The organism is Microbispora amethystogenes (assembly GCF_016863015.1).
Classification (GTDB): domain Bacteria; phylum Actinomycetota; class Actinomycetes; order Streptosporangiales; family Streptosporangiaceae; genus Microbispora; species Microbispora amethystogenes.
In genome coordinates this window covers 109,622-129,314 of record NZ_BOOB01000021.1, presented here as the reverse complement: position 1 = coordinate 129,314, position 19,693 = coordinate 109,622, and the positions used below count along the sequence as shown (strand labels likewise).

Sequence of the window (19,693 nt, the reverse complement as noted above, 5' to 3'; positions counted from 1 at the left end):
GCGCGATAGTGGCCCCAACCGGCAATTCAGGTACAGATCACCGCCGCGCGGAAGAGCGCGTCATGGCGGGCGATGTGGGCTATATCGGTGAGGTAGAGGGTGTCGTCGCCGCGCGCCAGATGGGCGGCGAAGGCCTCGTCACCCGCCCGTGCCCGTTCACGCATGTGGTTCACCAGGTGCTCCAGCCGGGCCGACGCGGTGGCGACCAGCGCCTTCCGATCGCCCGAGCCGAGCCCGTACGCGCCGGCGAAAAGACCCAGCCGCCGCGCCTGTTCCACCACCGGCGGGGCAGCCGGGTCACGACCGGGATCGTGCAAGGGCACGAAGCGGTACGCCGCGTACGCCACATCCCACACCCGGGGGCCCGGATGCGCGGTGTCGAAGTCGATGAACGCCACCGGCCGCCCATCACGGAAGACGCAGTTGTAGGGCGCCACGTCGCCGTGGCACACCACCTCGGCCGGAGTCCGTGGGGAGAAGTACCACTCCGCGTCCCCCGGAGGCTCAAAGCCCACCGTCGCGTCGTGATAGTCCCGCAGCAGCTCGCCGACGTCCGCCAGCGCCTTCGCCGACGCCGCGTACGGCGGCAGGGGATAGTCGGGCACCCGCCCCGGCAGGAAGTCGAGCACCTCCCGGCCCTCGCCGTCCATCCCGTGCGCTCTCGGCGCCCCCGCGAACCGGGCCGCCGCCAGGTGCTCCAGCAATGCGTGAACCGCCGGCGTCCACCGGCGGGCCGGGCGGCGCACCGTGCCGCCGATCCTGACGACCCGGTTGACGCCCCCTACCAGGATCTCCTCGTCCATGCCGGCCGGCCCTCCTCTCGCTTCACCGTACGAGAGGAGGGCCGGCCGTACGAGCTCAGCTGAAGGAGACGGACTGCACGTAGCAGTTGGTCTGCCACGGCCCGGGGTAGACCGGGGCGGTGGTGCAGGCCCAGGTGCCGATGACGGTGGTCGTGCCCGCGGGGATGCTGGCATAGCCGGTGGAGCCGAAGAAGTCGTACTGGTGTCCGCCGCTGCAGATGCCGCCGGCGCCGACGGCCGTCGTCCCGCTGGGCACCGTCTGGGTGAACTGCCACGAGTGCGTGGCCGGGATGGCGGTCGCGCTGCTGTAGGGCACCGACACGCCGCCGAACCGCAGGTCGGTGGCATACCAGTCGGAGGTGTCGCCGAAGAAGTTCACGTTGAGGCAGTCGACCGTCACCTGCACCGTGATGCCGGACGCCATGGCCGGTTGTGGCGCGGCCACCAGAGCCAGCACCCCGGTCGTGACCAGCGCCGATCCGAGCGCCAGCGCCCGCCGGGCCGTTTTCGCAGCGAACATGTGCAATCCCCTTCTCCCGCCTCACTCTCGCCACGTGAATTCATCACCGCCGCCGGGAACGGTCAATGACCGCGATTTTCGGCGCGGACCGAAAGTCAGGTCGAAACGAGAGGTGAAAATACTGCTGCGGAGGACACGCAGTCCGAAACTGCCGGCCTGTTCGTCCGCGGACACAGTACACGCAGCGGCGATCGACTTATCGCCTGTCCAGGCCCGGCCGGAAACGTGGTTTCCGGCCGGGCAGCCGTTCGGGAAAGAGGACCTGCCGGACCCGTGAAAAGTTCACGCCGCATTCGATCCGGGAGCGGCACGCTCACCGTGCCAGGAGGCGGCGGCGCAGCAGGAGCCCGGCGCCGGCGGCCAGACAGATCGCGAGACCGGTCAGCACGTACATGCGGCCGTCCGGCCCGGCCTCGCCACCGCCTCCGGTCGCGGCCGCGCCGATCGGCGTCTCGATCGCGTCCCGGGCCGCCGGGGCCACATCGTCGTCATCGTCCGGTACGGCCGCGGTCACCGTGGCCGTGACGGTCCGGGTCGGCTTGGGGCTGCCACTGGTGGTGGCGCTCGCGGACGGCGTAGCGCTCGGGGAGGGGCTGGTGCTCGACTGCCCGTCCCGGGTGACGGTGAGGGTGTAGGCGGTGAGCTCGTCCGCGTTCCGCACCTCGCACTCGATCACCGGCGCGGTGGGCGAGGGGCCGATGTTGACGGCGGCCGGCCGCACCGAGGCCGTGCCCGCGTTCGACGCGGTCGTCTTCAGGCTCACGGCGGCCGTCGGCAGCGGAATGATCTCCCCGCCGGCGATCGTGCTCAAGTGCTCGCTCACGCCGGTCGCGGAGGTCAGGTTCGCGATCCCGGTCAGGGCCGCGTACGCGTACAGCTTGACGCCGGAGAGCCCGCCGGCGGGCGCCCGCAGCTCGCTGCCGGTGACGTACGTCCCGCGCCAGCCGATGGACATCTGCCGGCCCGTCGTGGCGTCGTCCGGCATGGTCAGCTCGACGTTGATCTCGACGTTCTGCTTCTCGGTGACGCCGTCGGTCGTGCATTCGTACTCGACGACCTCGGTGGCCATGCGCAGGCCGCGTTCCGCGCCCGGCAGGGGAGCGGCCTCAACCGGTTGACACAGCACCGCGAGCCAACCCGCGAAGACGAACGAGACCACCGCACGCATACGCAACGCCGGCTCCTGATGGGACTCATGGGGCGTAGGGGACCTACATGAGACGTGGCACGGCGAAGATCGGTTGCCAGCCGATCACCGATCAGCGGACCGGTGCCCCTGGGGGAGGGGATGCGCGGCCTCGGCGCGCAGGCCGTCGAGGAAGAAGGCCAGGAAACGGCGCCACGTGTCCGGAGCGGTCTCCATCGACTCACGGATGACCTGCGACATCGCCCAGATCAGGGTGACCAGATCCGTGGGCGCGAAATCGGCCCGTAGACGGCCGGCGGTCCTGGCCCGCTCGATGATGCGCTCGACGTCCCGGAAGCCGCGGTGGCACGCCTGGCTCACGTCAGTGGCCAGGGAGAAGCTCTGCGTCAGAGCCTCGTTGAGGCTGTGATCCTCGGCCTGCAGGGTGAACAGCCCTTCGAGGAAACCGGCGAAGCCCGCCCAGGGGTCGGGGTGAGCCAGCGCCGCCGCGGTGATCTCGTCGAGAGCGGCCATCCGCTGGGGGAGGACCGCCCCGAGGAGCGCCTCCCGGGTCGGGAAGTGGTTGTAGAGAGTGCCGATGCTGACGCCGGCACGGCGGGCGATGTGCTCCAGCGGAGCGTCGAGCCCGCGCTCGGCGAGCACCTGGGTGGCCGCGACCAGCAGTTTGTCGCGGTTGCGCGCGGCATCCGACCGCAGCGGTTTCGATCCGGCTGCCATGCCTCCCATCATACGAATCTGAGGGTTGCCTCAAGTTTGTGCTAGTGTCGCGCTCAAGTTGAGACGATCCTCAACTTACCGACCTGGAGAGGTGCCCCATGCCTGCAGCAGCACGCAAGACCGTCGCCGTCATCGGTGCCGGGCCCGGACTCGGCATGTCCGTCGCGCATCGGTTCGGGCGCGAGGGGTACGCCGTGGCGCTGATCTCCCGGACCGAGGCCCGGCACGCCGGATACGTGGCGGCCCTGGCCGAAGCGGGGATCGAGGCGGCGTCCTTCGCCGCCGATGTACGCGACCGCGACCGGCTCGTCTCCGCCCTGGGCGCGATCACCGATCGTTTCGGCGCGATCGACGTTCTCTACTACGGGCCGGGAGCCTCCGACCTGAACACCCCGCCCCGGCCGATCACCGAGACGACCGCCGGCGACGCCAGGGAGGCGATGGACTTCCTGTATCCGGCGATCGACGCGGTCGGCGCGGTGCTGCCCGGCATGATCGAGAGAGGGGAGGGCGGGCTGTTGTTCGCCGGTGGGTTGAGCGCCGTCATGCCGATGCCCGCGCTCGGAAGCCTGGCGCTGTCGGCGGCGGCGCTGCGCGCCTACGCCCTGACCCTCAACGTCGCGTTGGCAGGGGAGGGCGTCTACGCCGGAAACCTGATCATCGGGGGACTGGTCGAACGGGGTGACATCCACCGGCTGGTGACCTCCCAGCCCGAGCGCTTCGGCGACGTGGGGAGTAGGTCCCTCGACCCGGACGTGATCGCCGACGCCGCTTGGGACCTGTACGCCAAGCGCGACCGCCCGGAGGCGACGTTCAGCGCCTTCCAATAAGTCCGTGCCGGTTTGATCCATACCAAACAGAATCCACCTTCTGTCCGGTATAGGGGGACGAGTGGGGGTCCCGGTTCTCCGATCGATGAGGTCCGGCGCGCGGCGAAACGATGTCCGCCGGGTTCCCGTCCCGTGGCGTATCGAAGCCGGCGAGGCCCGGAATCGGCGTCCCGGAGCGGAAATGGCCGGTGCAATGGCCGGTGCAAAGGCCGGACCCGGCATGGCGGCGTGATCATGACGCGAGCCCGGCATGTGGGCGGCGTCTGGGCCGTGTAGCAGCTCCGCGGAGCCAGATGCCGCGACGTCACACAGACGGCGGTTGAGCGTGCCGGGTTCGGCGTTCTCCTCGGTGCGGGAGTTTGCCTGACGCCGTAGATGCGGTGAACGGACACAGCCGCGCGACCAGCCCGATCCACCCCTTCCCGCACCTCTAACTCGTTGCTCGATAATAAACATTATGTCAAATACGTGATGGGAGCTGCGCGCCAGGTTTCCCCGCCGCTGAATGCACTGGCAGACCGGTTGTCGCCCTCAACGCCGGCGCCCGTGACGTCGCGGCGCTGCGGCGGGGATGTTATGACGTGGGAGCGCCGTGGCCCGAGCTCACCTTCGCCTCTTCGCTCGCGCTTGCGCGCCGTATCTGGCTCACAGGCGGCGGCGCTACGGCGTCACCGGCCGTTCCGGCCAGGCCGACCGGCTCCCCCGCGTCCAGCGCCACACGCCAATTGTCGATCGGCCCGGTCCACCAGGCCAGCGGATCGGCGGCCGTGTCCACACCGCCCACCGCCCGCGCGATCTCGGCGCCCGTCAGCAGGTCGGGCTCCGCGATCCGTGCCACCAAAGCGTGGACCTCCGCCGCGTCGGCGGCCGGGCGGAAGGCGTACCTCCCGGGGGTCGCCGGCGGAGGCGAGCCCGTCCAGGCGTATCTCAGCCGCTCACCGCGCCCGGCCAGGCCGGCGAGGCGGGCCGCGGCCATCGGCGCCCGCACCGCGGTGAGGATGTCCGGCCTGCTCCGCCAGTGCGGCGGCAAGGAGGCGTAGTACGACCCCGGCCCGCCGAGTGCCTCGTGCGCGGTCCGCAGCAGAGCGGCGCCCACCTCCGGATCGGTCATGAATGATCCTCCGGGAAGGCGGAACGCCCCCGATCAGATCCGCGCGGACGCCGGAACGCGGACGGGGCGCAGAACATCGGACATTGTTCTGACCTCCTTCCGGGCTCGACGGCGTACCCGGAACCTACTCGCCGCGCTCGCCCCTCGCAAGAGCGCCGGTCACCGAGCCGCCGCCCGCGCCGGGCCCCGCCGCCCGCGCCGGGCCCCGCCGCCGGCGGCGGCCCGCCTCCCTCCGGCCGCCGCAGTGAGGGGTCCCACGTGCCGCTGTCGATCATCACCACGCCGTCCAGGTTGTGCCTGTGCACGGCCCGCGCGAAGGCGTCGTCGGTCCGCTCACCGTTCCTCTCCCCGCTGGTGGCGAGCATGAGGAGGTGATATCCGCGCCCGCTGAGCGCGGTCTTCAGGCCGACGAGGATTTCCTGGAAAAACGGGTGCCGCCAGCCGGGGCGGCGGTGGTCGGTGTCCCCCACACGAGGCCGACCATGAAGGACTTCTTGGTGGCCGGCGTGCGGGCCGACTCGTTGGGCAGGTAGCCGATCTGACGCGCCGCCCGCAGAACCTGCGTCCTGGTCTTCGCGTTCGCTACCTCCGGATTGTTGAAATCGCGGGAGACGGTTGCCGGGGACACGCCGCACAGGCGTGCCAGCTCTCTGATCGTTGCCACGGATCGAACGCTGCCGCATCTCGCTGCAACCGGTTTCATGTAACCGGTTTCGAGGAAATTACGCAATCGTGGGAAGTCTGTCAAGGTTGCCGGTAATTTCATCGGTGTTACGTTTTCGTGATTTGACATCGCGTGCCGCTGTTATGTCTCATGGCGGGCGTATCGGTCGATGCTTTTCGTTGCCGCGGCTCGACCGTCGCATCTCGCAGCCACGCCCCTTCTTCCTGCCAAGGAGTTCACGGTGTCTGCTGCGAAACTTCGTCTGCTCGTGGGTGTGCTCGCCGTCGGCGTGCTCACCGCCGGCTGCGGCGGCTCGACCGGCTCGTCCGGCGACGGCCCCGTCACCCTCACTCTCAACCTGTTCGGGAACATGGGGTTCAAGGACCTGTACGCCAAGTACGAGGCCGCCCACCCGAACATCAAGATCGTCGAGCGTACGTCGGCGTACAACGACCACCATCGCAACCTGGCCGCCCATCTGGCGACGGGCAGCGGCGCGGCGGACGTGGAGGGCATCGACACCGGCTTCATCGCCCAGTTCAGGGCGCAGCCGGAGCGCTTCGTCGACCTGCGCAAGCACGGCGCCGACGGGCTCAAGGACCGGTGGTTGCCGTGGAAGTGGCAGGCGTCGGTGGCCAAGAACGGGGCCCAGATCGGATACGGGACGGACGTCGGCGGCCTGGCCATGTGCTACCGGCGCGACCTGTTCGAGAAGGCCGGCCTGCCCACCGAGCGCGACGAGGTGAGCAAGCTCTGGCCGGACTGGGCGTCGTACTTCGAGGCCGGCAGGAAGTACACCGCGAACAAGCCGGAGGGCGCCAGCTTCTTCGACGGCGGCGCACAGATCTTCAACGCGATGATCGGGCAGGCCGAGACCGGCTACTACGACGCCTCCGACCACGTGGTCGTCGCCACCAACCCGGTGGTCCGCTCGGCGTACGACGAGGTGCTCAAGGCCGTAGCCGACGGCGAGTCGGCCAAGCTGGTGGGCAGCTCCCCGGCGTGGAACACCGGCTTCGCCAAGAGTCAGTTCGCCACCATCGCCTGCCCCGCCTGGATGCTCGCGAAGATCCAGGACCAGGCCAAGGCATTCGCCGGCAAGTGGGACATCGCGGCCATCCCCGGCGGCGGCGGCAACTGGGGCGGCTCCTACCTGACGGTTCCGGCGCAGAGCAAGCACGTGAAGGAGGCGGTGGACCTGATCACCTGGCTGACGGCTCCCGAGCAGCAGATCGAGGTGTTCAAGGCGCACGGCATCCTGCCTTCAACAGTGGCGACGTACGAGAAGCCCGAGGTCAAGAACCTGAAGAACGCCTTCTTCAACGACGCCCCGGTCGGGCAGGTCTTCACCACCGCCGCGCTGAACCTGAAGCCGCAGTACCAAGGGCCGCGGGCCGGCGACATCCAGACCGCCATCCGCGACGCGATCAACCGAGTGGAGGAGGGCAAGCAGGACGGCCCGCAGGCCTGGGAGCAGATGCTCAAGGACGTCGAGCGCATCGAGCAGTAGCCGCCCAGCCAAGCCGGGTGACGGCGGGAGGTAAGGGCTCGCCGTCACCCCTTCCCCGGGATGGACCCATGACCCTCGCACGATCCGGGCCACGGCGCCGCTGGGCCTACCAGCTCGACGTCAAGGGCTCGCCGTACTTCTACATCGCCCCGTTCTTCCTGCTGTTCGGCGCGGTGGGGATGTTCCCGCTGCTGTACACCGCGTACGTCTCGCTCACGAACTGGAACCTGCTGGAGCCCACCCGGCACTGGGTGGGGCTGGCGAACTACGCCGAACTGCTGACCGACGACTACTTCTGGAACGCGCTGTTCAACACCGTCAGCATCTGGCTGCTGTCCACCGTGCCGCAGCTGCTCGCGGCCCTGTTCATCGCGCACATGCTCAACCGCAGCCTGCGTGCCCGCACGTTCTTCCGGATGGGCGTGCTGCTGCCCAACGTGACGTCCATCGTCGCCGTCACGATCATCTTCGCCCAGCTCTTCGGCCGCGACTTCGGCATGGTCAACTGGGCGCTCGATCTGGTGGGGCTCGACCCGGTGGACTGGCAGGCGGGCACCCTGTCCTCGCACATCGCCATCTCGCTCATCGTCATCTGGCGGTGGACCGGCTACAACGCGCTGATCTACCTGGCCGCCATGCAGACGATCCCCGAGCATCTGTACGAGGCCGCGACGCTGGACGGGGCCGGCCAGTTCACCCAGTTCCGGAAGATCACGATCCCGATGCTGCGGCCGACGATCATCTTCACCGCCGTCGTGTCCACCATCGGCGGCTTCCAGATCATCGCCGAGCCGCTGCTGTTCCAAGCCGGCACGGGCAACCCGACGGGGGGCTCGGACCGACAGTTCCAGACCGTCGGCCTCTACCTCTACGAGCAGGGGTTCAGCCTGTACAAGTTCGGCTACGCCTCGGCCATCGCATGGACCCTGTGCCTGATCATCGTGGTCATGGCTCTGGTCAACTACTCGGTCACCCGCCGGATCAGGAGAAGCTGACGTGACGACGATCATCACCGAGGCGCCCCGGCAGGCGCGCATGCCCCGCTCGCGGGCGGCCCGCTCCCGCGGCGGGCGCCGCTCGGCCGGGTTCTGGACCTATGCGGCGCTGGTCGCCGTCCTGCTCGGCTCCCTGTTCCCCGTCTACTGGTCGCTCATCGTGGCGTCGCACGACAACGACGCCATCGCCCGCGTGCCTCCCGTCCTGACGCCCGGCGGGCACCTGTTCGAGAACATCGCGCGGGTCTTCGACACGACCGCGTTCGGTAAGGCGATGCTCAACTCCTTCATCGTCTCCGGCTCGGTCACCGTCTCGGTCGTGCTGTTCTCCACGCTGGCCGGGTTCGCCTTCGCCAAGCTCCGCTTCCGGGGCCGGACGTCGCTGCTGGTCGTGGCCATCGCGACCACCACCGTGCCGCACCAGCTCGGGATCATCCCGCTCTACATCCTCATGGCGGAGCTCGGCTGGACCGGCCGGCTGGAGGCGGTGATCGTGCCCGGCCTGGTCACGGCGTTCGGTGTCTTCTTCATGACGCAGTACCTGTCGAGCGCGGTGCCGGACGAACTCCTGGAGGCCGGACGGATCGACGGCTGCTCCACCTTGCGCCTGTTCTGGCACGTGGTGGTGCCCGCGGCGCGGCCGGCCGCGGCCGTGCTCGGGCTGTTCACGTTCATGCAGGCGTGGAACGACTTCTTCTGGCCGCTGGTGGTCCTCACCCCGGAGAACCCGACCGTGCAGGTCGCGCTCTCCTCGCTGGCCAGCGGCTACACGACCGACTACGCGCTCGTGCTCACCGGCACGGTGCTGGCGACAGTGCCCGTCGTGGCCGTCTTCGCGGCCCTGGGCCGGCAGATCATCGGAGGAATCATGTCAGGAGCGATCAAGGGATGACGGCGATCGAGGACAGTCGCACCCGGCCGCGGACCTTTCCAACCGGCTTCGTGTGGGGCACGGCCACCGCGGCGTACCAGATCGAGGGGGCCGTTGACACCGACGGCCGGGGGCCCTCGATCTGGGACACCTTCTGCCGGGTGCCCGGCGCGGTGGCACGGGGCGAATCGGGTGAGTTCGCCTGCGACCACTACCACCGCTGGCAAGAGGATGTCGGCCTCATGAAAGACCTGGGGGCGGGGGCCTACCGATTCTCCGTTGCCTGGCCGCGGGTGCTGCCCGACGGGCGCGGGCCGGTGAACCGGCGCGGGCTGGACTTCTACCGGCGGCTGGTGGACGCCCTGCGGGAGGGCGGCATCGAGCCGTACGTCACTCTGTACCACTGGGACCTGCCGCAAGCGCTCGAGGACCTTGGGGGCTGGCGGGTCCGCGACACCGCCGAGCGTTTCGCCGACTACGCCGAGGTGATGTACGACGCCCTCGGCGAGTCGGTGTCGAACTGGATCACGCTGAACGAGCCGTACTGCTCGGCCATCGTCGGCTACGGCGAGGGCCGGCACGCGCCCGGCGCCAAGGAGGGGCACGGCGCGCTCGCCTCGGCCCACCACCTTCTGCTCGGGCACGGCCTCGCCGTGGGGCGCCTGCGGGAGATGGCCAGGTCCGGTCAGCAGATCGGGGTGACGCTCAACATGTCGCCGACGGTTCCCGTCACCTCGTCGCCGCAGGACGTCCAGGCCGCGCGCCGGATGGACCTGCTGGTCAACCGGCAGTTCACCGAACCTCTCTTCGGCGGTGCCTACGCCGCCGACATGGCCGAGACGTTCGGCCGGATCAGCGGCTTCTCCTTCCGCCGGGACGGCGATTTGGAGATCGTCGGCAGGCCGGTGGACTTCCTCGGGGTGAACTACTACTACCGCCTGCACGTGGAGGCGGCGCCGTACGAGGAGGCCGATCCCGTCCGGCGCTCGGCGTTCGATTTGGGCGTGCGCACCGTCACGCCCGAGGACGCGCGCACCAGCGGGCTGGGCTGGGTGGTGGAGCCCGAGGGCCTGTACGAGACCCTGGTCGGCCTGACCACCCGCTATCCCGACCTGCCGCCCGTCTACATCACCGAGAACGGGTACGGCGACGACGGCGCGCTGGAGGACACCGGGCGCATCGACTACCTGCGCGACCACCTGACCGCGACCCGTGAGGCGATGACGGCGGGCGCCGACGTGCGCGGGTACTTCTGCTGGTCGTTGCTGGACAACTTCGAGTGGGCGCGGGGGTATTCGGCGAGGTTCGGCCTCGTGCACGTCGACTACGACACCCAGGCGCGCACGCCGAAGGCCAGCTTCCGCTGGATGCGGGACTTCATCGCCGACCCGGTCGTCACCACCCCCGTCACCGCCCGCCCCGCGACCACCGGCCCGGTCGACATCCTGGTCGCCGGCACCCCCAGGGGTGAGCGCTGGGGACCGGGGCCGCTTTCCCAGGCGGCGGAGGAATCGACGTGACGGTCTCCAGCGTCGCCCGGATCTACGGCCATCTCCTCGGCGGCAAGACCGACTTCGCCGTCGACCGGGCGGCGGCCGAGAAGCTCATCGAGCTGACCGCTCCTCCCGATCGTGTTGCGCACAGCCCGCGGAGCTGAACGTGCCGGAACCGGCCGTTCGCGAAGCCATGTCGGGGCGCAGGAACGCGGCCGATCTCTTCTGGAGCGCCATTGAGCAGACAGCGGCCGTCAGTGGCCGTCTACTGATCATCGACAATGCCGACGATCCGCAGTCGGTGCTGGCGGTGACCGGAGACCAGGTCGCCGACGGGACCGGCTGGATTCGAGTCAGCCGGAACTGCTCCATCGTCGTGACGTCCCGGGACAGGGCACCGACAACATGGGGGCGACTGTGCGAGCTGCACCTTCTCGGTCCCCTATCCCCCGATGCCGCCGCTGACCTTCTGATGGACCTCGTCCCAGGAGACAGTGATCGTGCTGCCGCGCTGGCGGTGGGACATCGGCTGAACGGACTGCCGCTGGCGCTGCATCTGGCCGGGATCCACATCAGTGCGAAGAACAGCCGGCACAGGACCTTCAACACCTATCTCGAGGCCTTGAACAACGACTTCGCCTCGACAATGCGCGAACAGTCCATCTCTCCAGCGCGGCCAGAGGGCGCCTGCCGTGGATGTCACCGCTTTGGAAGGCCTGGACAGGATGGGGCTCATCGACTGGGCCTCCCCTTCCGAACCTCGGGGCATCAGGATGCACGATCTGGTTGCGACGACCATACGCCAACAGACCCCTGCGCCTCGGCGGCGGAGCAGGTCTTCCTGGAACACGGCTTTGCGCATGCTCACTGCGGCGGCAAAGGCGCTGGACTTCCGTCTCCCCAGCCATTGGCCCGTCTGGCGCCTGTTGGTCGCCCATTTCGAAGCACTTCTCAGCACATCGGCCAGGCAGCCGAAACACGACCAACGGCGACTGCTCGAGCTGGCGCCGCCGTTGGTCGCGATGCTGCGGCTCAGCAACGCCTGGCAGGAGGCCGAACGTTTGGGCGAGGCCGCCATTTCCGCCGCCGGCAAGCTTGGGCGGAGTGAGGCCATCGTGGTGGGCGTCCAGCACAACCTGGCTACCATTTTGCAGTGCCGCGGCCTCTATCCGGAATCGGAGCGCCTTCTTCGGGACGTCCTGCGCAAGCGCGAGAGGATCCTTGGCAGGCATCACAGAGAAACAGCTCACACGAGAGGCAACCTGGCCATCGTCCTCACTCTGCAAGGGCGTCACGGAGAAGCCCTGTCCATCATGAAGAGGGATTTCCGTGAGCGCATGAGACTTCTGGGCCCGGAACATCCCGACACTCACGAGACGGCGAAGGCCCTGCTCGCCGCGAAAGACCTGCCTTCCTGCGGAGGCACCGGCTGAGTCGCAGTGACTGAGCCAGGACCGTGGTGAGTCGCCCATCCCCGGCCTCGCAGGCATGCCCGGTGAGCGGGCGCCGGGCCGTCCCGGCCGTACGGGAAGGTCGTGCATGGTGACGGCCGGGACGGTGGCTGAACAGTGGCGGAATCGGAGCGCCGAGCGGCGCGGGTCAGCCGGTGGTGTCGGGCAGGCAGAGGGTGACGGCTTGGGGCACCACCTTGACCGTGATGCGCTTGACCCGGTCGCGCGCTCCCCCGTCCAGTTCGTACGCCATGGGGGTCTGCAGCTTGACCGACACCTTCCTGGCGCGGGTGATGCGGACGAAGGGGGACTTCTCGGCGTTGCCGGCGCTCATCCGGCCGAGGGTGCGCGCCCACTGGATGGGGCCTTCGGCGGTGGAGACGCCGACCTCCAGCCAGCCGTCGTCGTAGCGGGCGTCCTCGAAGACGTCGATGCCTCCGGTGACGGTGCCGACGTTGCCGACGAGCACGCAGCTGGCGTCGCCCTCGAACCAGTCGTTGCCGTCGACCTTGACCTTCATCGGGGTCACGGAGCCGCCGACGTGCCGCAGGCCGGTCCAGATGTAGGCGAGGCGGCCGAGGCGGTCCTTGAGGCCCCGGTCGGCGTCGGCGATCATCTCGGCGTCCAGGCCGACGCCCGCCATGACCGCGAAGTGCTCGCCGTTGATCTTGCCGAGGTCGAGTCTGGCGCGGCGGCCCTCGAAGCCGATCCGTACGGCCTCGGCCAGGTCCTCGGGGATGTCGAGGTTGCGGGCGAGCAGGTTGGCGGTCCCGGCGGGGACGATGGCGACGGCAGCGTCGCTGCCGGCCAGGGCGTCGACGCAGCGTTGCACGGTGCCGTCGCCGCCCCAGACGAAGAACAGCTCGGCGCCGTCCTTGAGCGCCTGGCGGACCTTCTTGGGCGCCTTCTTGCTCTTGGGGACCTCGTACCACAGCAGGTCCTCGACCTCGTAGCCCGTGATGAGCTTACGCAGCTCGTCGAGGCCGCCGCCGATGGTCTTCTTGCGGTGCGCGATGACCGCGACGCGCGGGGCCTTGGTACGGGAGGCCTTTGTGTCGAGGGCCCTGGTCGCGGGTGCCTCGGTGCGGGCGGCGCCCGGCTGTTCGGCGCGGGAGGCGTCTGTGCGGCGCGCCGTGGTGCGGGGGGTGGCGGGCGCGGGGGCGGCCGGGTCCGGCGCGGCGACCGCGGACTGCCGATCAGCGGATTTCACCATGGGCACACGGCTACCCAGCCGGGAGCCGATTAGGCCTCGGGCAGGGTGTAGCCGAGGGTGTAGTGGTGGCCGTCCTCGACGCGGATGGCGCCCTCCCCCGTGAGGCCGGTCAGTTCGCCGGTGCCGGTGGCGGGGACGATCTGCCACTTCATCCACTGCTCGCCGTTGTGGCTGGCGGCGCTGTGCTGCAGGACGAAGGTGCCCTTGCGCCCGTGCAGGGCGCCCTCGAAGTGTTCGACGCCGACGTAGGCGGCGGGGCCGTCGGGGGTGCCGACGGTCAGGATCTCGGTGGTGCTGGTGCCGGTGAGGTCGCCCTGGAAGGTCTTGGTGATTTGGGCGCGGCCGAACGTGGCACCCTGCTTCTCCTCGGTGGCCAGGTCGTTCCAGCCGGTGACGTCGAATGTGCCGGTGGCGTGCGTGTTCATGGGACCAGGGTGGCGGCTTTTCCTGTCATCTCCTGTCAGGTACGCGGCGGCATTCCGGGGACTTTCCCCGTGTCTTTTCGGTGATGAGTCGGAGAAAGTTCGGCGAATGCTGTCAAGGCTGACGCTTTACCGCCGGGCATGACGGATGATCGGAGACATGCCTACTCCCCCAGTGGCCGCGCCGGCCGCCGCAGGCCGGTCCGTCCAGAGCCGCTCCACGGGATGCTGACCTCCCCCTTCCCCGCGCGGGAAGGCGGCAGGATCGCGTACCGGGTGTTCGGGTCGGTCGCGACCGCGCCGCGGCGGGCCCGTGCGTTCGTACGGTGCCAGCTGCGGGGGTGGCAGCTCGGGCATCTGGCGGACACGGCGGAGCTGGTCGTCTCGGAGCTGGTGACGAACGCGGTGCGGGCGACGGACGCCGTGGTGAGCCCGCCGGTGGCGTCGTCGATGTTCCCGGTGGCGCTGCGTACGGTGGCGCTGCGGGTGCGGGAGGCTCCCGGGCCGCGCAGCGTGTTCATCGAGGTGTGGGACGGCAGCGGCCGCGAGCCCGTGCCAGGCGGCGACGCGGGTGACGAGCCGGGTGAGAGCGGCCGGGGGCTGGTGCTGGTGGGAAGCCTGGCGCGGCGCTGGGGGCACTACACGGCGCCGGACCGGGGGAAGATCGTGTGGTGCGAGCTGGCGATCGCGTCGGCCGATGTGGTGGCCTTCGGCCCGGCGGAGGACGCTTCTCCGGGGGTGACGCGGGAGCCGTTGCCGGGGGTGTTCGCGGCGGTCGTGACGGGGCTCGCGTCCGGAGTGTCGTCGGCGGTGCCGCCGGCGGCGGGGTCCGCCGGGGCGCTGCCGCGGCGGGAGCGGCGTCATCCCGTGGGAGTGCGCGCGGACGGCCCGGACGAGGCGACGCTCCTGCGGGTGCTGGAGGGGCTGCGCGCTCTCGACGTGTCCGGCCCGGGTCACCGCTGATCTGTGCTTGACCCGGGCTTCCTGGGCTTGACCCGGGCTTCCTGGGCTTGACCCGGGCTTCCTGGGCTTGACCCGGGCTCAAGGGGCGGTCAGGGCACGACGGTGACCGGCCATCGGCCGGCGCGGACCAGGCGGAGCGCGACCGAACCGATGAAACGGTGCCCGGCCTGGGTCGAGGCGCCCACGACGACCGCGTCCGCCCTGATCTCGTCGGCGATCTTGGCGATGACTCCGGCGGCGTCGCCGTACTCGGTGCGGAAGGAGTAGCCGACGTGGGAGTGGAGGGTCCGGGCGTGGTGCTCCACCTGCTCGCGGAGCTCCGCGGCGACCTGCTCCCCCGCCTCGACGACCGATGCCGAGGCGGTGGGCATCATCGTGCTGATCGTGCCGGGGTCGGTGACATGGAGGAGCACGACGTGGGAGCCCTGGCGGCGGGCCAGCCCCCAGGCGTAGGCGGTGGCGCGGAGCGAGGTGTCGGAGCCGTCGACGCCGACGAGGATGACCCGCGGGCCATCGGTGCCCAGTTCGAACGTGCTCACGCACGTCAGGGTACGGCCCGCGCGGAGTGCGCGTGCGGGGGCCCTCGTCCGTGCCCGGGGAGGCGGGGACGTCCGGGGGCGTGGCGGGGGTGCCGATAACCTGTTGCGGAAATGTCGGGGCCGTTGGTTAGGGTCTCGGATCGTGGCTGACCAACCTCTGATCGTGGCGCGTGGCCTGGTCAAACGCTTCGGAGACTTCACCGCCGTCGACGGGATCGACCTGGAGGTGGCGCGGGGCGAGGCGTTCGGGTTCCTGGGTCCCAACGGGGCCGGGAAGTCCTCGACGATGCGCATGATCGGGTGTGTGTCGGTGCCGACCGCCGGGGAGCTGCGCATCCTGGGGATGGACGCGGTGCGGGACGGGCCGCGGATCCGGGCGCGGCTGGGGGTGTGCCCGCAGCTCGACAACCTCGATCCCGATCTGACGGTGCGGGAGAACCTGGTGACGTACGCCAGGTATTTCGGGTTGTCACGGGCGGAGAGCCGCAGGCGCGCGGACGAGCTTCTGGACTTCGTGCAGTTGTCCGACCGCGCGAACGGGAAGGTCGAGCCGCTGTCGGGGGGAATGAAGCGGCGGCTGACCATCGCGCGGGCGATGGTGAACGAGCCCGATCTGGTGCTGCTGGACGAGCCGACGACGGGGCTGGACCCGCAGGCGCGTCATCTGCTGTGGGAGCGGCTGTTCCGGTTGAAGCAGCAGGGCGTGACGCTGGTGCTCACCACGCACTACATGGACGAGGCCGAGCAGTTGTGCGACCGGCTGGTGGTGATGGACGGCGGGAGGATCGTGGCCGAGGGGTCGCCGCGGTCGCTGATCGAGACGTACTCGACGGCGGAGGTGGTCGAGCTGCGGTTCCCCGACGGGCTGGAAGGGATCGCGGGGCACGCCGCCGCGCTGGCGGGGGTCGGCAAGCGGGTCGATCCGCTGCCGGATCGGGTGCTGGTGTACGTGGACGACGGGGACGCGGCGCTGGCGGAGGTGCAGCGGCGCGGGCTGGCGCCGTCCAGTGTGCTGGTGCGGAGGTCGACGCTGGAGGACGTGTTCCTCCACCTGACGGGCCGGACGCTGGTGGACTGAGATGGCGCTCACGCGGTCGGCTCATCCGACCTTCGCGGTGCTGGAGCGGCACCTGACCCTGTATCGGCGGGTGTGGCAGGCGTCGGTGTTCTCGTCGTTCGTCATGCCGGTGCTGTTCCTGTTGAGCATCGGCATCGGGGTGGGCGGCTACGTCGGTTCGGTGCAGGGGGTCGACTACCTGTCGTGGATCGTGCCAGGGGTGCTCGCGTCGACGGCGTTCCAGATCGCGGTGGGCGAGTCGACCTACGCGGTGCTCGCGGACTTCAAGTGGGTCCGGGCGTACCACGCGATGCGGGCGACTCCGGTGGGCATGGCGGACATGGTCCGCGGTCATCTGCTCTACCTGGTCTTCCGGGTGACGGCGACGGTGGTGGTGTTCCTGGTCGTGGTGGTGTTCTTCGGGGGGCTGCATTCCCCGTGGGCGCCGGTGACCGTGCTGGTGTGCGCCCTGGTGACGGTGGCGGTGGCGGCGCCCGTGGCCGCGTTCTCCGCCTCGATCGACCATGACAGTTACTTCGCCCTGCTGTTCCGGTTGATCGTGTTGCCGGCGGCGCTGTTCTCGGGGGTGTTCTTCCCGGTCGGGCAGCTCGTGGTGGGGTTGCGGCTGCTGGCGTACGCCTCTCCCCTGTGGCATGCGGTGGAGTTGTGCCGGGCGGCGACGCTGGGCCGGGCGCCGGCCTGGCCGGTCTGGGCGCACGCCGGTTATCTGCTGGTGTGGGCGGTGGCCGGGTTCGTGCTGGCGGTGCGGGCGTTCCGCGGGAGGCTGGAGGACTGATGGTGACGAGTCTGGTGGTCTCCCGCCTCTCCCCTGGCCGGGTGGGCGCCGTCATCAACCGCAACGTCGGCGCGCTGCGCTCGGGGCCGTCGTACTGGATCGTGCTGCTGTCGGGGTTCTTCGAGCCGCTGCTGTATCTGCTGTCGATCGGTGTCGGTGTGGGCGCGCTGATCGGTGAGCTGACGGTGGACGGGCGGACCATGTCGTACGCGTCGTTCGTCGCCCCGGCGATGCTGGCGGTGTCGGCGATGTCGGGGGCCTTGGCGGAGACCACGTTCAACTTCTTCTTCAAGATGAAGTACATGAAGACGTTCGAGGCGGTGCTGGCGACGCCGGTGCGGCCGGTGGAGGTCGCGGTCGGCGAGTTGGTCTGGGCGATCGTGCGGGGTTCGGTCTACACGGCGATCTTCCTCGTCGTGATGGTCACGATGGGGCTGACCGAAGCCGGCTGGGCGGTGGCCGCGTTCCCGGCGACGGTGCTGGTGGGACTGGCCTTCGGCGGGCTGGGGATGGCGGTCAGCACGCTGATGCGCGGGTGGCAGGATTTCGACCTGATGAACACGGGTCAGTTCGCCCTGTTCCTGTTCTCCGGGACGTTCTCCCCCGTGCGGGACTATCCCGTCGGGGTGGAGGTGCTGATCCAGGTCACTCCCCTGTATCACGCGGTCGAGCTGGTGCGCGGCCTCTGCATGGGAGCGCCGGGGTGGGGCACGCTCGGTCACGCGCTGTATCTGACGGTGCTGGCCGTCGCGGGTGTCTGGTTCGCGTCGCGGCGTCTGGAGCGTGCGCTGTGCGCGTGAACGACGCACGCGGGTAGCCCACGGCTGCGTCCCGCCGCACGAGCAGTGCCGGTCAGGGGTCGCCTGTGCCGGTGGAGGGGGTGTCCTCGCTGTGATCGGGGGGCGGCGTGGGCCCGGTCATCTGGTCGATGATCTTTTGCAGTGCGCTGAGGAGGTGACGCCGTTCCTCGTCGGTGAGGGTCGCGGTCGCGTGTTCGGCGAGCCGTCGTCTCGCCTCGGTGATCGGGCGTTCGGCCGCGCGGGCCCGGGGGGTCAGGTGCAGCCGCACGAGGCGGCCGTCGGCGGGGTCGCGGCGGCGTACCAGCAGGCCGGCGTCTTCCATCCGGGTCGCGGTGTTGACGATGGTCGGTGTGGTGACCTGCAGGCGGGCGGCCAGCTCCCCCGGTGTGAGGCCGTCGGCCTGCCAGAGGACCTCCAGCACGAGGTTCTGGCCGATCCGTACGCCGTGGCGGCTCATCGCCTCGTCGGCCGCGGCCCGCAGGAGCTTCTGCACTCGCGTGAGCAGCCTCAGAACTTCGGTCACCGGTCAATCCTACGATTCGTTTGCAGGCTAACGACTTCCTCGTTACGCTGATCGTTAGCCTGCTAGCGAACTGGGGAATCATCATGATCTTGGTGACGGGTGGCCGGGGATTCATCGGCGCGCACGTCGTACGGGCCCTGCTCGACCTGGGCGAACGGTGCGTGCTCGGGCAGCGGTCGGCGGGAGCGCCGCCCGCCCTGCTGCGAGGGGCGCCGGACGGGCACGCCGTGATGGAGCCGCTCGACTGTGCCGACGCCGGCAGTGTGCGGGCGGTGGGCCGGCGCCATCGCATCACGGGCATCGTGCACCTCGCCGCCGCGGGGCTGGGGTCGTCGCCGCCGCTGGAGGAGGCGCAGGCGAACACGGCGGGGCTGTTCACCGTGCTGCGTGCCGCGCGGGAGTGGGGCGTGACCCGCGTCGTGGCCGCCAGCACCATCGGCGTGTACGCCGGGGTCGGCGGCCGCTCCTATCGGGAGGACGCGCCGCTGCCGGTCGCGAGCCCGCATCCGATCCCGGCGAGCAAGAAGATCGGCGAGATCGTGGCCGATCTCGCCGCCTCGTCCGGGCAGGAGGTGGTCAGCGTGCGGATCGGCGCGATCTGGGGTCCGCTGGGCAGGCCGTCCTCTCCCTTCTTCGCCGCTCCCGGTCTCGTCCACGCGGCCGTACGCGCCGGGGCGAGGTCCGGCGCGGGAGACGCCGAGGCCGTGCGCGGCGGCCTCGCACCGCTGGGCGCCTCCCCCGCCGGACCCTCACCCGCCGGACCCTCACCCGCCGGACCCTCACCCGCCGGACCCTCACCGGCTGAACCCCCACCGGCCCGGCCTTCCCCTGTCGGCGCCGCTCCTGGAGGACCGGCGGTTGCGGGGGCGCCGCCGGTTTACGCCGAGGACTCCATCGACATGTGTTACGCGCGTGACTGCGGGCGGGCGATCGCGCTGTTGCAGACGGCTCGGGCCCTGCGCCACCGCACCTACAACGTGGGCAGCGGCCGGGTCACCGCCAACCACGAGGTCGCCGCCGCCGTCGGCAGGGTCGTGCCGGGAGCCGTACCCGCGCTGCTGCCCGGGCGCACCCCGGGATCCTCGGGCCTCGACGCTCCCCTGGACGTCGCGCGGTTACGGGAGGACACCGGGTTCGTCCCCGAATACGACCTGGACCGCGCCGTGGCCGACTACGTCGGCTGGTTGCGGGCCGGCCACCCCCGCTGACGGCGCGGGGGCGGGCTGTCTTTGCATCCCGTCAGCTCGATCCGCATTGCATGTCCATGC

At 70.1% G+C, this 19,693-nt stretch carries 22 protein-coding genes; 12 read left to right on the top strand and 10 right to left on the bottom strand.

The window, feature by feature from the left end; all coding sequences use genetic code 11:
• Positions 1 to 26: 26 nt before the first annotated feature.
• The 4 genes from Mam01_RS16455 to Mam01_RS16440 form a co-directional block, all read right to left on the bottom strand.
• Positions 27 to 803 (bottom strand): phosphotransferase enzyme family protein, encoded by a 777-nt coding sequence (locus Mam01_RS16455; protein ID WP_204286184.1) that lies wholly within the window; start codon positions 801 to 803, stop codon positions 27 to 29.
• Between the two features lie 55 nt (positions 804 to 858).
• Positions 859 to 1,323, bottom strand: coding sequence for a hypothetical protein (locus Mam01_RS16450; RefSeq protein ID WP_204286183.1), 465 nt, complete (start codon positions 1,321 to 1,323; stop codon positions 859 to 861).
• A 313-nt stretch (positions 1,324 to 1,636) separates the two neighbouring features.
• The gene (locus Mam01_RS16445; protein ID WP_204286182.1) at positions 1,637 to 2,497 is read right to left on the bottom strand and encodes a hypothetical protein; all 861 of its coding nucleotides are present in this window, start codon (positions 2,495 to 2,497) and stop codon (positions 1,637 to 1,639) included.
• A gap of 78 nt (positions 2,498 to 2,575) precedes the next feature.
• Positions 2,576 to 3,187, bottom strand: coding sequence for a TetR/AcrR family transcriptional regulator (locus Mam01_RS16440; protein WP_204286181.1), 612 nt, complete (start codon positions 3,185 to 3,187; stop codon positions 2,576 to 2,578).
• 98 nt (positions 3,188 to 3,285) lie between these two features.
• Here Mam01_RS16440 and Mam01_RS16435 point away from each other — a divergent pair, with 98 nt between their 5' ends.
• Positions 3,286 to 4,017: an SDR family NAD(P)-dependent oxidoreductase gene (locus Mam01_RS16435; RefSeq protein ID WP_204286180.1), complete on the top strand. Its 732-nt coding sequence runs from the start codon at positions 3,286 to 3,288 to the stop codon at positions 4,015 to 4,017.
• Between the two features lie 574 nt (positions 4,018 to 4,591).
• Here Mam01_RS16435 and Mam01_RS16430 read toward each other — a convergent pair.
• On the bottom strand, positions 4,592 to 5,128 hold the full coding sequence (locus tag Mam01_RS16430; RefSeq protein WP_204286179.1) for a hypothetical protein: 537 nt from the start codon (positions 5,126 to 5,128) through the stop codon (positions 4,592 to 4,594).
• 400 nt (positions 5,129 to 5,528) lie between these two features.
• Positions 5,529 to 5,792 carry a LacI family DNA-binding transcriptional regulator gene (locus tag Mam01_RS16425; protein ID WP_204286178.1) on the bottom strand — a complete coding sequence of 88 codons (264 nt, stop codon included), beginning with the start codon at positions 5,790 to 5,792 and terminating at the stop codon, positions 5,529 to 5,531.
• A gap of 241 nt (positions 5,793 to 6,033) precedes the next feature.
• Between Mam01_RS16425 and Mam01_RS16420 the strand changes: the two genes are divergently transcribed.
• From Mam01_RS16420 to Mam01_RS16395, 6 genes are all read left to right on the top strand, one after another.
• Positions 6,034 to 7,302 (top strand): ABC transporter substrate-binding protein, encoded by a 1,269-nt coding sequence (locus Mam01_RS16420; protein WP_239101359.1) that lies wholly within the window; start codon positions 6,034 to 6,036, stop codon positions 7,300 to 7,302.
• A 68-nt stretch (positions 7,303 to 7,370) separates the two neighbouring features.
• Positions 7,371 to 8,297, top strand: a complete 927-nt coding sequence (locus Mam01_RS16415; protein WP_182875223.1) for a carbohydrate ABC transporter permease — start codon at positions 7,371 to 7,373, stop codon at positions 8,295 to 8,297.
• Between the two features lie 40 nt (positions 8,298 to 8,337).
• A complete protein-coding gene (locus Mam01_RS16410; RefSeq protein ID WP_169982819.1) occupies positions 8,338 to 9,189 on the top strand; it encodes a carbohydrate ABC transporter permease in 852 nt (283 codons plus the stop codon).
• Positions 9,186 to 10,688, top strand: a complete 1,503-nt coding sequence (locus Mam01_RS16405) for a GH1 family beta-glucosidase (RefSeq protein WP_204286177.1) — start codon at positions 9,186 to 9,188, stop codon at positions 10,686 to 10,688. Before Mam01_RS16410 ends, Mam01_RS16405 begins: the two co-directional genes overlap by 4 nt.
• A complete protein-coding gene (locus tag Mam01_RS16400; protein WP_239101357.1) occupies positions 10,685 to 10,825 on the top strand; it encodes an SAM-dependent methyltransferase in 141 nt (46 codons plus the stop codon). The genes Mam01_RS16405 and Mam01_RS16400 overlap by 4 nt, the downstream gene beginning before the upstream one ends.
• A gap of 696 nt (positions 10,826 to 11,521) precedes the next feature.
• Complete coding sequence (locus tag Mam01_RS16395) at positions 11,522 to 12,094, top strand: tetratricopeptide repeat protein (RefSeq protein WP_204286176.1); 573 nt, start codon at positions 11,522 to 11,524, stop codon at positions 12,092 to 12,094.
• A 166-nt stretch (positions 12,095 to 12,260) separates the two neighbouring features.
• Here the strand turns inward: Mam01_RS16395 and Mam01_RS16390 are convergent, their stop codons facing one another.
• Positions 12,261 to 13,325 (bottom strand): diacylglycerol/lipid kinase family protein, encoded by a 1,065-nt coding sequence (locus Mam01_RS16390; RefSeq protein ID WP_204286175.1) that lies wholly within the window; start codon positions 13,323 to 13,325, stop codon positions 12,261 to 12,263.
• Positions 13,326 to 13,354: 29 nt separating this feature from the next.
• The gene (locus Mam01_RS16385; protein ID WP_204286174.1) at positions 13,355 to 13,750 is read right to left on the bottom strand and encodes a DUF3224 domain-containing protein; all 396 of its coding nucleotides are present in this window, start codon (positions 13,748 to 13,750) and stop codon (positions 13,355 to 13,357) included.
• A gap of 222 nt (positions 13,751 to 13,972) precedes the next feature.
• Here Mam01_RS16385 and Mam01_RS16380 point away from each other — a divergent pair, with 222 nt between their 5' ends.
• The gene (locus Mam01_RS16380) at positions 13,973 to 14,710 is read left to right on the top strand and encodes an ATP-binding protein (protein ID WP_204286173.1); all 738 of its coding nucleotides are present in this window, start codon (positions 13,973 to 13,975) and stop codon (positions 14,708 to 14,710) included.
• 89 nt (positions 14,711 to 14,799) lie between these two features.
• Here Mam01_RS16380 and Mam01_RS16375 read toward each other — a convergent pair whose 3' ends face one another.
• Positions 14,800 to 15,249 carry a universal stress protein gene (locus tag Mam01_RS16375; RefSeq protein ID WP_239101356.1) on the bottom strand — a complete coding sequence of 150 codons (450 nt, stop codon included), beginning with the start codon at positions 15,247 to 15,249 and terminating at the stop codon, positions 14,800 to 14,802.
• A gap of 142 nt (positions 15,250 to 15,391) precedes the next feature.
• Here Mam01_RS16375 and Mam01_RS16370 point away from each other — a divergent pair, with 142 nt between their 5' ends.
• Genes Mam01_RS16370 through Mam01_RS16360 form a run of 3 tightly spaced genes read left to right on the top strand, consistent with a single transcriptional unit; the run spans position 15,392 to position 17,902 of the window.
• Entirely contained in the window at positions 15,392 to 16,327 is a 936-nt protein-coding gene (locus tag Mam01_RS16370; RefSeq protein ID WP_239101355.1) for an ABC transporter ATP-binding protein, read from the top strand.
• A gap of 1 nt (position 16,328) precedes the next feature.
• Positions 16,329 to 17,102 (top strand): ABC transporter permease, encoded by a 774-nt coding sequence (locus Mam01_RS16365; RefSeq protein WP_204286171.1) that lies wholly within the window; start codon positions 16,329 to 16,331, stop codon positions 17,100 to 17,102.
• Positions 17,102 to 17,902, top strand: coding sequence for an ABC transporter permease (locus Mam01_RS16360; RefSeq protein WP_204286170.1), 801 nt, complete (start codon positions 17,102 to 17,104; stop codon positions 17,900 to 17,902). The genes Mam01_RS16365 and Mam01_RS16360 overlap by 1 nt, the downstream gene beginning before the upstream one ends.
• A 52-nt stretch (positions 17,903 to 17,954) precedes the next feature.
• Here Mam01_RS16360 and Mam01_RS16355 read toward each other — a convergent pair whose 3' ends face one another.
• Positions 17,955 to 18,425 (bottom strand): MarR family winged helix-turn-helix transcriptional regulator, encoded by a 471-nt coding sequence (locus Mam01_RS16355; RefSeq protein WP_204286169.1) that lies wholly within the window; start codon positions 18,423 to 18,425, stop codon positions 17,955 to 17,957.
• Between the two features lie 83 nt (positions 18,426 to 18,508).
• Here Mam01_RS16355 and Mam01_RS16350 point away from each other — a divergent pair, with 83 nt between their 5' ends.
• Entirely contained in the window at positions 18,509 to 19,633 is a 1,125-nt protein-coding gene (locus Mam01_RS16350; RefSeq protein ID WP_204286168.1) for an NAD-dependent epimerase/dehydratase family protein, read from the top strand.
• Positions 19,634 to 19,693 lie beyond the last annotated feature (60 nt).